The sequence below is a fragment of the Mesobacillus persicus genome, from assembly GCF_900109925.1.
GTDB classification, from domain to species: domain Bacteria; phylum Bacillota; class Bacilli; order Bacillales; family Cytobacillaceae; genus Mesobacillus_B; species Mesobacillus_B persicus.
Genome location: NZ_FOBW01000009.1, coordinates 144876 through 158276 on the forward strand (window position 1 = coordinate 144876; position 13401 = coordinate 158276).

A 13401-nucleotide genomic window follows, 5' to 3' on the forward strand; every position below is an offset into this window, starting at 1 on the left:
GAAGCTAGTTATTATAAAAAGATTTGATGAAGCTACTTAGAGAATGACTATTTTAGAAAAAAATTGCTGAATTTTTCAAAATCGGTTGCGTTTCTAAGTAGGAGTTCTTATAATAAAAAGAACTTAAACTTATATTTATAAAGATTAATGATTATTTATGCAGTGGTCATTGGAAGGAGGATTAGAGTGAAGGTTGCAGTAATCGGTACCACAGGATATGGTGGGGGCGAGTTGATTAGGATATTACATAATCATCCTATCTTCCAAATTCACTCCATCCATTCAACAAGGGATGAAATGCCAATTACAGAGGAATTTCCTCACCTAGAAGATATTTTTGAGGATTCCTTAAAGAAAGTAGATCCAAAGGTTATTGCAGAGGAGGCTGATGTTGTCTTTCTTGCAACGCCTTCTGGTGTTTCAGGCAAGTTGGCTGAGGCATTTTATGATAAGGATATTCAGGTTGTCGATCTGTCCGGTGATCTAAGAATAAAAAATCAAGAAGAGTACCAATACTGGTATAAACATGATCCTGTAAATACTGAAATCTTAACAAGCGCAGTATACGGTCTTAGTGAATGGAATCGTGAAGAAATAAAGAAGGCAAACATTATTGCCAATCCAGGTTGTTATCCGACCGCAGTATTGCTCGGGCTCGCCCCGGTTGTTAAGGGGAACCTATCAGAATCAACAGGGATTATTATCGATGCGAAGTCAGGTGTTTCAGGAGCAGGAAAAACACTTTCTAAGGCTAATGCGTTTGCGGAAATGAATGATAATTTTAGAATATACAAAGTAAATCAACATCAACATATACCTGAAATTGAACAGCAACTTAGATTCTGGGATGATTCGATTTCACCTATTACGTTCAGTACTCATCTTCTTCCGATTACAAGAGGAATCATGGCGACAATGTACGTTGAATTGAAGGAAGACCTTGATACATCTCAGATTATTGAACTTTATCAGGAAACATATGTAAACCATCCCTTTGTAAGGGTGAGAAAAGAAGGGAGATTCCCGTCTATAAAAGAGGTGGCAGGTTCGAATTACTGTGACATAGGCCTTCAAGTAGATAAACGGACGGGGAGGCTAACGATAGTTTCTGTGATTGATAACTTAATGAAAGGTGCTGCAGGGCAAGCGGTGCAGAATGCCAATTTAATGAATGGGATAGATGAAAAAGCAGGACTAAACTTTATCCCGATCTATCCTTAAGGAGGACGCGATGAAACAGGCATTAACGGAAAAGGAGATTGTTAGAAAGATAGATTCTGGTGGAATTTTAACCCCAAAAGGCTTTAAAGCTGGGGGGATTCATGCGGGGCTAAGGTACAGCAAGCTAGATATTGGCGTCATCTTAAGCGATTCACCTGCTAGCTGTGCAGCAGTTTATACGACCAGTCATTTCCAGGCAGCACCTATAAAGGTGACAAAGGATAGCATCACGAAAGAAGGAAAGATTCAAGCAGTAATCGTTAATAGTGCTTGTGCTAATGCTTGTACGGGGCAACGGGGTCTTGATGATGCTTATAAAATGAGATCACTGACCTCTCAGGCGTTCAATGTTGCAGAGCATTATATTGCTGTTGCTTCAACAGGGGTAATTGGTGAGTTTCTTCCGATGGATAAAATTGAAACGGGAATTCAGTCTCTAGTACCCGGAAAAATGAAGGGGAATGCCGAAGACTTTCAAACTGCAATCCTTACAACGGATACTGTTATGAAAAGCAGTTGCTTTGCTGCTGAAATTAATGGGAAAACCGTTCGTGTTGGGGGAACGGCGAAAGGCTCGGGGATGATTCATCCGAATATGGCGACAATGCTCGGGTTTATAACTACTGATGCGAACGTACCACCACAGCATTTGAATACTGCTCTTAAAGAAGTGACAGATATAACTTTCAATCAAATTACCGTTGATGGAGATACATCTACGAATGATATGGTTCTTGTTTTGGCGAATGGGGAAGCAGGTAATGAACCATTGTCCCCTGAACACCCAGAGTGGTCTGTTTTTGTTCAACTTCTTAAGGAATCTTGTGAGAGTCTGGCAAAACAAATCGCTAAGGACGGAGAAGGAGCAACAAAATTAGTAGAGGTATCTGTTATTGGTGCTGCTTCAAATGAAGAGGCTAGAGCCGTTGCTAAGCAGATTGTCGGGTCTAATCTTGTGAAAACAGCCATTTATGGTGCCGATGCAAACTGGGGTCGAATCATTGGGGCAGTAGGCCAGGCAAACGCATATGTAAACCCGGACTTAGTAGATGTTAAGCTCGGATCGATAGAAATGCTAAAGGCTAGTAACCCACTAATCTACTCTGAAGAAGAGGCGAAGGCCTACTTAGAACGAGACAAAATTGAAATATCAGTAAACCTTAATGTTGGGTCAGGTTCAGGGATGGCTTGGGGTTGTGATTTAAGCTACGATTACGTGAAAATCAATGCAAGTTACCGGACATAGGGGGTGCGAAATGAAAACAATTGTCATAAAATGCGGAGGAAGCGTTCTTGACGAGTTATCGCCAGCCTTTTTCGAGGCTCTCCACTCCCTGATTGACGATGGGTATAAGCCAGTGATTGTTCATGGTGGTGGGCCAGCGATAAATGCCATGCTTGATTTATATAAAATTGAATCAAAGTTTCATAACGGATTACGTATTACCAGTGAAGAAACAATGGAAGTTGTCGAGATGGTCCTATCCGGTAAAACGAATCGCCAGCTTGTAGGCTTACTCGAAAAAAACGGACTGAATGCAATTGGCATAAATGGAAGTGACGGAAAATGTTTGCTTGCTGATTATATTAATAAAGATCAGCTCGGACTTGTTGGTCGAGTAACAATGGTGAACAGTTTCCTCATACAAAAGATGATAGATGAAAATCTCGTGCCTGTCATAACTCCTATTGCATCTGCAAAGGATGGTTTTAGGTTGAATATTAATGCAGATTATGCTGCGGCCGCTGTGGCAAAGGCATTGAATGCGGACCGTTGTTTATTTGTAACAAATGTCGACGGGATTTTAGTTGATGGAGAGCTAGTGAAAGAAACATCAGTAACTGAAATTCAGAACTATATTGAGGCTGGGCACATTTATGGCGGTATGATTCCAAAGGTTGAATCAGCCATTTCCGTTCTGAATAAAGGGATTGAACAGGTGATGATTGTTTCTGGTAAAAATGCGTTTTACCAAAACGGTGAATGGGCAGGTACAGCAATCAGTGATAAAGAGAGGATTTTAAAATGAGCTATTTATTTCCGACATATAAACGCTGGGAGGTTGAGCCGGCTCATGCTAAAGGCTCCTATATTACTGGAGTCGATGGAAAAGTTTATCTAGATTTCACTTCTGGAATCGGTGTATGCAATCTTGGTCATTGCCACCCAGAGGTTGAGCAAGCGGTCGTAGAGCAACTGAAAAAGTTTTGGCATGTATCTAATTTATTTCCTCAATCAATTCAAGAAAAAGCAGCTAAATTACTTGTAGAGGCATCCGGATTAGATTTGGTGTTTTTTGCAAATAGTGGGGCCGAGGCGAATGAGGCTGCCATAAAGCTTGCCAGAAAAGCGACTGGACGTTCTAAGGTTATTTCGTTTACAAATTCCTTCCATGGTCGAACGTTTGGCTCGATGGCAGCAACAGGTCAGGATAAAATTAAGCAAGGCTTTGGACCAATGCTTGAAACATTTACTCACCTTCCATTTAACGATACAGAATCGCTTTTACAGGAGATAGGGAAAGATACTGCAGCAGTTATACTTGAGGTTATTCAAGGAGAAGGCGGGATTCATGCAGCTGATGTTGACTTCCTAGCAAATATACAAAAAGCCTGTAAAGAAACAGGTGCATTGGTCATTATTGATGAAATTCAAACAGGAGTTGGACGTACAGGAAAACCGTTTGCGTTTCAACATTTTAATTTGAAACCAGATATTATCACAGTAGCTAAGGGTCTGGGGAGTGGATTCCCGATTGGTGCAGTGATAGGGAAGGGAAACTTACAGGATGCGTTCGGGCCAGGTAGTCACGGTTCAACATTTGGTGGAAATCCAATGGCAGTTTCCGCAGCTATTGCAACAATGGAGCTGATCTTTGAGGGAGCTTTTTTAAATGAATCAGCATCAATGGGAGAATACCTATTTGAACAAATCACCACAAAACTTGGGGAATTAGATGGAGTCAAGGAAGTAAGAGGGCTGGGTCTCATGCTCGGCATTGAAATATCTGCAAATATCGCAGAGGTACTTTCAACACTTAGGTCAAAAGGATTAATTGCTTTGCCAGCCGGTGAAAATGTTATCCGATTACTGCCTCCTCTCAACATTACTAAAGCAGAGGTTGATCAGGCGGTTGATTTACTCGAAAAAACATTGAGTCATATAACTTCGGCAACTGTATAGCCGAGTATTTTTTAGAATATAAATGAATAATTATTTACCAAAACATATAATTATTCAATTAAATAAGAGGTGAATTATGGACGGTTATTTACATCTAAGTGAAGGGGTATCCTATGAAGGCTCATGGGTGGGGAAAGCACCTGATTGTGAGATTGCAGGAGAGATTGTGTTTTTTACTGGAATGACTGGATACCAGGAAGTCTTAACGGATCCATCCTATAAAGGGCAAATCATTGTTTTTACGTATCCGCTTATTGGCAATTACGGGATTAATAAAGAAGATGCAGAAAGCAAAAAGCCCCAACCGGCAGCTGTCATAGTATATGAATCTGAGAGAAATTGTTTCCACTATGAAGCGGAGATGAGTATGAGTCAATATTTACAAAAGTGGGATATTCCAGTGCTGTCTCATGTCGATACCCGTTCGGTGGTTAAGAAAATTCGTGAACATGGATCGATGCCAGCGGTGCTATCCACACATGAAAACTTTGAGGGTGGATTTACTCTTCAGTCTGACTTAAAAGTCCCTCAGGTATCAACTCCAAAAACAGTTGTTTATGGGGAAGGAAAGACTCATATTGTCCTTTTTGATTTTGGTTACAAAAAATCCATTCTAGATAGTTTACTAGAAAGAGATTGCAAGGTGACAGTTGTCCCTTATGATAGCACCTTTGATTATATTCAATCCCTTTGTCCCGATGGCATCCTCTTATCAAATGGACCGGGTGATCCAAAAGACTTGAAGAGAAACCTTCCACAAATTAAGAAGGTAATCGAACAGTTTCCAACGCTAGGTATTTGTCTTGGACATCAACTTGCAGCACTCGCTTTAGGTGCGGATACAAAAAAGATGTTGTTTGGTCATCGTGGGGCAAACCAACCTGTATGCGATCATGTTTCAGGAAAAGTATTCATGTCGTCACAGAACCACAGCTATGTAGTTGATGAACAAACCCTGACGAAAGCGGGCCTGTCAGCACGTTTTATTAATTCTAATGATAACTCTGTGGAAGGTCTGTCTCATCAAACTTTGCCACTTGTAACCGTCCAATTTCATCCAGAGGCACATCCAGGACCAGCAGATAGTGAATTTATTTTTGCCGAATTTATTAATCTTGTTGAAACAACGAAGCGGAGAGTAGTGAATTATGCCTAAAGACAATAGTATTAAATCCATCTTAGTTATTGGCTCGGGCCCGATAATCATTGGCCAGGCGGCTGAATTTGATTACGCAGGAACCCAGGCGTGTATTGCCTTAAAAGAAGAAGGATATCGAGTCATCCTGCTTAATAATAATCCAGCAACAGTCATGACGGATCCTGAATTTGCTGATGCGATATATTTTGAACCGATGACAGTAGAAAGCGTAGTAAAAATCATTGAAAAAGAGAAACCTGATGGGCTCCTTGCAACATTAGGAGGTCAAGCTGGATTAAATATGGCCTTTCAGTTAAGTGAACATGGAATCATCGAAAAATACGGACTTAAGGTATTAGGAACTTCCATTGAATCAATTAAACAAGGGGAAGATCGTGATGCCTTTAGAAATCTAATGTATGAGCTAAACGAACCTGTGCCTGAGAGTGAAGTGGTTCATAGTGTGGATGAGGCCTTAAATTTCGCAAAAACAACAGGATACCCTGTCATCGTTAGGCCGGCATACACCCTCGGTGGTACAGGTGGAGGGATTGCTCCAACTGAGGAAGAGTTACTTAGTTTAGTAAGTGGCGGTCTGAACGAAAGTCCAATTCATCAATGTTTAATCGAGAAAAGTATTGCCGGATTCAAGGAAGTCGAATATGAAATGATGCGAGATGCTAATGGAACTTGCATTGCGATTTGCAATATGGAAAACTTCGATCCTGTGGGAATCCATACAGGAGATTCAATCGTTGTTGCCCCTTCACAAACGTTGACAGATCGTGAATACCAAATGTTACGGACTTCAGCAGTCAAAATTATCTCAGCTCTAGGAATCGTTGGTGGGTGTAATATCCAGTTTGCCCTTGACCCTGAGAGTAAAAATTACTATTTAATTGAAGTGAATCCCCGGGTTAGCCGATCCTCAGCCTTGGCATCAAAAGCGACTGGTTACCCAATTGCAAGAATGGCAGCTAAACTTGCGGTGGGTCATTTGTTATCGGAAATAAAAAATCCAGTAACAGGAAATACGTTTGCAAGCTATGAGCCTGCACTAGATTATGTTGTGGTGAAGATCCCTAAATGGCCATTTGATAAATTCCCAAATATCGAAAGGCGCCTCGGGACGCAAATGAAGGCAACCGGTGAGGCAATGGGGATTGATCGGAATTTTGAACGAGCCTTAATGAAAACCGTACGTTCTTTAGATATGAAAATATCTGATTTATCTCAGAAGCTGTTTGAAAAGAAAACAATAGAAGAGTTAAACTCAATGCTTTCTCAGCAGTCGGATGAGCGATTATTTATCGTGATGGAGCTACTACGACGTGGAGTAAGCAAACAAATGATACATGATACTACCCGAATAGACCTGTTTTTCCTAACAAGACTAGAATCGATTGTCCAGATTGAGGCAGATATCGCTGCAGTGAACGCTAGTAGTGTCACTAAAAAACAACTAGGACACTATAAGGAAAAAGGTTTCAGTGATGATTATCTTGCTAAGTCATGGAATATGTCAGAAAAAGAAATAAGAAGCCTTAGAAATGAGTTAGGAATCAAGCCAAGCTATAAAATGGTGGATACATGTGCGGCTGAGTTTGCTTCCACTTCAAATTATTTTTACTCCTGTTATTTTGGTGAAAATGAGTCGCCTAAGACAGATAAACGAAAAGTGTTAATCGTGGGTAGTGGGCCTATTCGAATCGGTCAAGGGGTTGAGTTTGACTACTGTTCTGTCCATGGTGTACTTGCATTAAAAGAGGAAAATATCGAGACAATTATGATTAATAATAACCCTGAAACGGTTAGTACCGATTTTGCTCTTTCAGATCGTCTTTATTTTGAACCGCTTTGCTTAGAAGAGATTTTGGATGTTATTGAAGTCGAGGGGATTCAAGAGGTGATTGTGCAACTAGGTGGTCAAACAGCACTTAATTTAGCAAAAGGATTAGAAGAGCATGGGATTAAGTTGCTTGGCACAAGCTCTGAACTGATTGACTTATTTGAGGACCGAGATAAATTTTACAGACTCCTTGATAAACTAAGCATCCCAAGGGTAAGGGGAATGACAGCGGAGAATCAACAGGAGTTAATCGACGCAGTTCAGACGATTGGTTATCCAGTGTTAATCCGTCCGTCGTACGTCATTGGTGGTCAGGATATGATCGTCATTGAGAATAAAATGGAAATGCATGCTCATTTAGAGGCTAATATCATTCAATACCCAGTATTAATCGACCAGTTTTTGCCAGCCAGAGAGGCGGAAATCGATCTTGCTGCTAATGGAAAGCATATGATTGTCCCAGCCATCATGGAACATATTGAAAGAACTGGGGTACATTCTGGAGATAGCTTATCGATGATTCCTGCTCAGGGACTGTCGAGTACGGTCGAAGAGAAAATTATTGATTATGCATCTAGGATTGTAAATGAGACTGGGTATGTAGGTTTGATGAATATCCAATATATTATTTCCGGTGAAAAAGTTTACATCCTTGAAGTAAATCCACGTTCAAGTCGAACGATGCCGATTGTGAGCAAGGTAACAGGTGTGCCATTAGTCAATAAAGCGACAAAAATATTGCTCGGGAAATATGATTTGTCGAAAAATGAATTGCCCGTATTTTCTAATGGACCAAGTCCATATGTATGTGTAAAATATCCGGTCTTTTCTAACTTTGCTTTGAGGGGTCTCGATCTTAAAACTGGTCCTCAAATGATGTCTACCGGTGAGGGGATAAGTATTGGAGCAACAATCGAAGAATCATTAAATAAATACTTTATTTCCCTTTCCGGGAAGATGAAGGGGAACCGAATTCTTTATACCAGTTGTGATCCTGAAATTCTTGTAGAAGCCGCAGAAAGTGGAATAAAACTTGAACGATATGCGGGCGACTTAGATAAGGTTGAAGGTATTGTTGGAGTTCTTTGCCTGGGCAATAGCGATGTAGATGTTTTCCTTCGTCAGTGGGCCATCCGACAACGTAGACTCGTTTTCTCACAAGAAGAAACCTTAAAAGCATACTTTCAAGCGAGTACAGCAAAAGAGTGGAGTGTTAAGCCCATGGGAGAATGGTTAAAACATATAGAAAAGGGCGTGGCAATGAAATGAGTGAGTCTCAGCAATCAACGATAAGTAAGGTTTCCTTAAAGGGAAAGCATTTTCTGACCATCTCCGAATTTTCCAATGAGGAGATTGAGCTGTTAATTGATAAAGCAGTAGAATTAAAATCAAAAGGAACAGAGTATAAACCATTGTCAGGGAAAATCCTTGCGATGATTTTTGAAAAAAACTCAACAAGGACACGGATGTCGTTTGAGGCGGGCATGCTTCAACTTGGCGGTCACGCAATTTTTATGAATACTCAAGATTCCCAATTGGGCCGAGGAGAGACAATTGCTGATACCGCTCAAGTACTCTCTCAATATGTCAATGCGATTATGATTCGAACCCATTCCCATGACAGAATTGAGGAACTTTCAAGGCATTCTGATGTCCCTGTAGTAAATGGCCTAACTGATTTAGCCCATCCTTGCCAAGCCTTAGCAGATATTTTAACTTTAAAGGAGAAAAAGGGTAAAGTTAAAGGGCTGAAAATGGCTTATGTTGGCGATGGAAATAATGTGGCCAACTCCTTAATGGTTATTTGTGCTAAATTAGGAATCAATTTTGCAATTGCTGCTCCTAAGAACTATTTTCCTGATGAGAAAATAATTAAAAAATGCGAGCAAATTGCCGACCAAACCGGTTGTGAAATTTTGATAACAGAAGATCCAGTTCAAGCAGTAAAGGATGCAGATGCAGTATACGCTGATGTCTGGACTAGTATGGGCCAAGAGGAGGAAAATGAGCAACGTTTGAAAGACTTTAACGGATATCAAATAAATGAAGCTCTTGTTAGCCATGCGAAGGCGGATTATCTTTTCATGCACTGTCTACCAGCCCACCGAGAGGAAGAAGTATCATCGGGAGTTATTGATGGACCAAACTCAGTCGTATTCCAGCAAGCTGGTAATCGACTTCATGCACAAAAGGCATTATTAGTTGAACTCCTAAAGTAGAAAAAAACTAATGTACGTGCGATGAATCAGGAAAGACCTAATATTTATTATTTACGTGAATTGTTTAAGCGATTCACGTCTTTTTTTATTCGGGGATGTCCTTTAAAGAGTCAGCCTTTGGGCAAATTTCCCTTCATTAGAAGTAACCATATAGGCCATAATAATATAGCAAAGACATTGAGAGGGAGGAGGCAGGTATATGGGCCAAAACCGACAATTTCGTGCGGGACAAAAGGCGCCAAATAATGGTGTGTATATTGAAATCGGCGAAACAGGAAGCAATGTCAACAATCCACAAAAGATTAAATTAAATGCTGGGGACCATTTTCCAGAAAACTCTAATCATAACCGGCTTTGGACGTATCATAAAATCCATAGAGGTACTTAAAAATTGTTAGCGCTATGTGGATCTCTCAAACTAAGGTAAATGATATACGGCCGAGGCAGTTTGTTGTTTGACTATCCTACTTGAGGGCGTTGAAGCTAGATATAAGTAATAAGGCCATCCGGAAGAGGATGGCTTTATTTTTCGTTCATACGAGGATATAATGAAGTAAAGGTCAAAAATGGTCAAATAGGGGGAATTCCAATGGATATTAACTCGATGACTGAAAAGATGCAACAAGCAGTTCTTCAGGCACAATCATTAGCTGCTGAACAAAGCCAGCAGGAGGTAGATGATGTCCATTTATTTCTATCAATGCTAACTCAAGATGATGGTCTAGCATCTACGATTCTTGCTAGGCTTGGGGAAGACGTTGATCTGTACAAAACCGACTTACAAGTTGCAGTACAGAAAAAACCGCAGGTAACGGGTAGTGGAGCAGAAGCTGGAAAACTGTACATCACCTCTACTCTGCAAAGGCTTCTTGTCAATGCAGAAAAAGAAATGAAACAATTCCAAGATGAATTTCTTTCGGCTGAACATATTATGCTAGCTTTACAAATATCCGATGTATCGGATGCAAATAGACTTATGAAAAAAAACAACATCACTCGAGAGCAATTACTTACAGTGATTAAAGATTTAAGGGGGAGTCAAAGAGTGACCTCACAAAATCCGGAAGCAGGCTATGATGCCTTGAAAAAATATGGTCGAGATTTAGTCGAAGAGGCGAGATTTGGAAAAATGGATCCGGTCATTGGGCGAGACAGTGAAATCAGAAACGTAATTAGGATTTTATCACGTAAGACAAAGAATAATCCGGTCCTAATTGGTGAGCCGGGAGTTGGGAAAACTGCGATTGTGGAGGGTTTGGCCCAAAGAATTGTTAGACGTGATGTTCCAGAAGGCTTAAAGGATAAGACGATTTTCTCCCTGGATATTGGTTCTCTTATTGCAGGAGCAAAGTTTAGGGGGGAGTTTGAAGAAAGACTAAAGGCAGTTTTAAGTGAGGTTAAGAAAAGTGAGGGGAAAATCCTACTTTTTATCGATGAACTTCATACGATTGTTGGTGCAGGAAAGACTGAGGGAGCGATGGATGCGGGAAATATGTTAAAGCCCATGCTTGCAAGAGGAGAGCTTCATTGTATTGGAGCAACTACACTTGATGAGCACCGAAAATATATCGAAAAAGACCCAGCCTTAGAACGTAGATTTCAGCAGGTTTTAGTTGAGGAGCCTACAGTGGAAGATACTATCTCTATTCTTAGGGGATTGAAGGAAAGGTTCGAAATTCATCATGGGGTAAATATCCATGATCGCTCAATCGTCGCTGCTGCCACTCTTTCCGACAGATATATAACTGAGCGCTTTCTCCCAGATAAAGCAATCGACCTTGTCGATGAAGCTTGTGCCATGATCCGTACGGAAATTGACTCAATGCCGATTGAACTTGATGAGGTTACTAGAAAAATTATGCAATTGGAAATTGAAGAAGCGGCCTTACAGAAGGAGAAAGATGATGCTAGCCGGGAACGGCTATATGCTCTGCAAAAGGACCTAGCCAATTTAAGAGAGAATGCCAATGTGATGAAGGGAAGATGGGAAAAAGAAAAGGGCGATATCCAAAGTGTACGGAAAAAGCGAGAGATGCTTGAAAAATTACGACATGAACTTGAAAAAGCAGAAAATGATTATGACTTGAACAAAGCGGCTGAACTCCGCCATGGGAAAATTCCAGCACTTGAGAATGAACTAAAAGAAATCGAGCAGCTAATGATTGATGGAGGAGAAGAGAGGCTCCTTCGTGAAGAGGTAACCGAGGAAGAAATTGCTTCTATTGTCGCCAGGTGGACAGGTATTCCGGTGACTAGGCTAGTAGAAGGAGAACGGGAAAAGCTTTTGCGACTTGAGAGCATTCTGCAAAAACGGGTTGTAGGTCAAGAGGAGGCGGTGTCTCTTGTTTCTGATGCTGTACTTAGAGCAAGAGCAGGGATAAAAGATCCGAATCGACCGATTGGCTCTTTTATCTTTTTAGGACCAACAGGGGTTGGTAAGACAGAGCTTGTCAAAACATTAGCACAAGCCCTATTTGACAGTGAAGATCAAATGATTCGACTAGATATGTCGGAGTATATGGAGAAACATTCTGTATCAAGATTAGTCGGAGCGCCTCCAGGTTATGTGGGCTATGAAGAGGGAGGGCAATTGACGGAAGCTGTCAGGAGAAAACCTTATTCTGTCATTCTGTTTGATGAAATTGAAAAGGCCCATCCAGAAGTGTTTAATATTTTATTGCAAATGTTAGATGACGGCCGAATTACAGATTCCCAGGGGCGATTGGTCGATTTTAAAAACACTGTGATTATTATGACATCGAATATTGGTTCCCACTTTCTCCTTGAACAACCAGGAAATGAAGAAGGTATATCCGAAGGGGCTAGGAAAAATGTTATGGGCCAACTTCGGAATCATTTCCGCCCAGAGTTTTTAAATCGGGTGGATGAAATTATTCTATTCAAACCACTGCATCTTAATGAAATTAAATCAATCGTTGTTAAAATGCTAGGTGAATTACAGAAACGATTAAGTAATCAGCATATTCAAGTTACCATCAGTGAAGACGCAAAAGAGTTTATCGCGATAAATGGTTTTGATCCTGTCTATGGAGCGAGGCCATTAAAAAGGTATATTCAAAGGAATGTCGAAACCAAACTAGCGAAGGAGATTATCGCAGGGAGGATTCACGACAAGAGCGTTGTAGAAATTACGATTAATGGGGAAGGTCTACAACTGGAGATAAAATAAAAGGCTGTTCTCGTAAGCTATTTTGTATCTTATATAAAAAAGCAACAAGGTTAAGAAAAGAGCGAAATAAAAAGTCATCCTTCGTTAGGATGACTTTTCTTCTTAATTAATGAGATCCATGTTCGTCAGCAGGTCCCTCAGGTAGTACAAGTGGAACGATGTATACCAAAATTGTCGTGACCACTGTTAGAATAATTCCTGTTTGTAAATCATAGCCCACGCCAAGCATGGAGCCGGTTACATAAGTCAGCATTTGAATTAGTAGGAAAGTCCAGAACAAAGTCCAGAAATAACGCATGATTTTCACCTCTACCCTGCATAAGTTCTTCATTTATCTTACCATAAGGGAAAAAATTAATAAATAAAAATAACGGCAGTATTCATAAAGATTGTTGTTAAAATTCTAAAGCCGATTTTAACCCAGAAAAAGCTACTTGGTGCGATTAAATTTAGTTTGTGCAAGCTCTTTTCAAAAAAGCTCTGTTAAAGAACAATGTTGATTTTTCTAACCGTTGATTGGAGCGGAGGACGCTTGACTCCTGCGGGAGCAGCGGGACAGGTGAGACCCCACAGGAGCGAAAGCGACGAGGAGGCTCACCG

General features: G+C 40.6%; 10 protein-coding genes. 9 read left to right on the forward strand and 1 reads right to left on the reverse strand.

The genetic code is table 11. The features are described 5' to 3' along the window. Positions 1-186: 186 nt before the first annotated feature. The 9 genes from argC to clpB all read left to right on the forward strand — a co-directional run bounded on the left by argC (position 187) and on the right by clpB (position 12801). Positions 187-1221 carry an N-acetyl-gamma-glutamyl-phosphate reductase gene (argC, locus tag BMX30_RS13840; protein ID WP_090746683.1) on the forward strand — a complete coding sequence of 345 codons (1035 nt, stop codon included), beginning with the start codon at positions 187-189 and terminating at the stop codon, positions 1219-1221. A gap of 10 nt (positions 1222-1231) precedes the next feature. After that, a complete protein-coding gene (gene argJ, locus BMX30_RS13845; RefSeq protein ID WP_090746687.1) occupies positions 1232-2467 on the forward strand; it encodes a bifunctional ornithine acetyltransferase/N-acetylglutamate synthase in 1236 nt (411 codons plus the stop codon). Positions 2468-2477: 10 nt separating this feature from the next. Continuing rightward, on the forward strand, positions 2478-3251 hold the full coding sequence (argB, locus tag BMX30_RS13850) for an acetylglutamate kinase (protein ID WP_090746690.1): 774 nt from the start codon (positions 2478-2480) through the stop codon (positions 3249-3251). Next, on the forward strand, positions 3248-4405 hold the full coding sequence (locus BMX30_RS13855) for an acetylornithine transaminase (protein WP_090746693.1): 1158 nt from the start codon (positions 3248-3250) through the stop codon (positions 4403-4405). The genes argB and BMX30_RS13855 overlap by 4 nt, the downstream gene beginning before the upstream one ends. Before the next feature lie 76 nt (positions 4406-4481). After that, on the forward strand, positions 4482-5561 hold the full coding sequence (locus BMX30_RS13860; RefSeq protein WP_090746696.1) for a carbamoyl phosphate synthase small subunit: 1080 nt from the start codon (positions 4482-4484) through the stop codon (positions 5559-5561). Beyond that, positions 5554-8661, forward strand: coding sequence for a carbamoyl-phosphate synthase (glutamine-hydrolyzing) large subunit (locus tag BMX30_RS13865; protein ID WP_090746699.1), 3108 nt, complete (start codon positions 5554-5556; stop codon positions 8659-8661). Before BMX30_RS13860 ends, BMX30_RS13865 begins: the two co-directional genes overlap by 8 nt. Next, a complete protein-coding gene (gene argF / locus BMX30_RS13870) occupies positions 8658-9611 on the forward strand; it encodes an ornithine carbamoyltransferase (RefSeq protein WP_090746885.1) in 954 nt (317 codons plus the stop codon). The genes BMX30_RS13865 and argF overlap by 4 nt, the downstream gene beginning before the upstream one ends. Before the next feature lie 199 nt (positions 9612-9810). Then, on the forward strand, positions 9811-9999 hold the full coding sequence (locus BMX30_RS13875; RefSeq protein WP_090746702.1) for a YjzC family protein: 189 nt from the start codon (positions 9811-9813) through the stop codon (positions 9997-9999). A gap of 201 nt (positions 10000-10200) precedes the next feature. Then, positions 10201-12801 carry an ATP-dependent chaperone ClpB gene (clpB, locus tag BMX30_RS13880; protein WP_090746704.1) on the forward strand — a complete coding sequence of 867 codons (2601 nt, stop codon included), beginning with the start codon at positions 10201-10203 and terminating at the stop codon, positions 12799-12801. A gap of 106 nt (positions 12802-12907) precedes the next feature. Here the strand turns inward: clpB and BMX30_RS13885 are convergent, their stop codons facing one another. Beyond that, positions 12908-13099: a YjzD family protein gene (locus BMX30_RS13885; RefSeq protein WP_090746707.1), complete on the reverse strand. Its 192-nt coding sequence runs from the start codon at positions 13097-13099 to the stop codon at positions 12908-12910. Positions 13100-13401 lie beyond the last annotated feature (302 nt).

What these genes read in the sequence shown, in the direction of transcription:
- BMX30_RS13855 (WP_090746693.1), top strand. Translation starts at nt 3,248, where the DNA reads ATGAGCTATTTATTTCCGACATATAAACGCTGGGAGGTTGAGCCGGCT.
- BMX30_RS13885 (WP_090746707.1), bottom strand. Translation starts at nt 13,099, where the DNA reads ATGCGTTATTTCTGGACTTTGTTCTGGACTTTCCTACTAATTCAAATG.
- argF (WP_090746885.1), top strand. Translation starts at nt 8,658, where the DNA reads ATGAGTGAGTCTCAGCAATCAACGATAAGTAAGGTTTCCTTAAAGGGA.
- argJ (WP_090746687.1), top strand. Translation starts at nt 1,232, where the DNA reads ATGAAACAGGCATTAACGGAAAAGGAGATTGTTAGAAAGATAGATTCT.
- clpB (WP_090746704.1), top strand. Translation starts at nt 10,201, where the DNA reads ATGGATATTAACTCGATGACTGAAAAGATGCAACAAGCAGTTCTTCAG.
- BMX30_RS13865 (WP_090746699.1), top strand. Translation starts at nt 5,554, where the DNA reads ATGCCTAAAGACAATAGTATTAAATCCATCTTAGTTATTGGCTCGGGC.
- argB (WP_090746690.1), top strand. Translation starts at nt 2,478, where the DNA reads ATGAAAACAATTGTCATAAAATGCGGAGGAAGCGTTCTTGACGAGTTA.
- BMX30_RS13860 (WP_090746696.1), top strand. Translation starts at nt 4,482, where the DNA reads ATGGACGGTTATTTACATCTAAGTGAAGGGGTATCCTATGAAGGCTCA.
- BMX30_RS13875 (WP_090746702.1), top strand. Translation starts at nt 9,811, where the DNA reads ATGGGCCAAAACCGACAATTTCGTGCGGGACAAAAGGCGCCAAATAAT.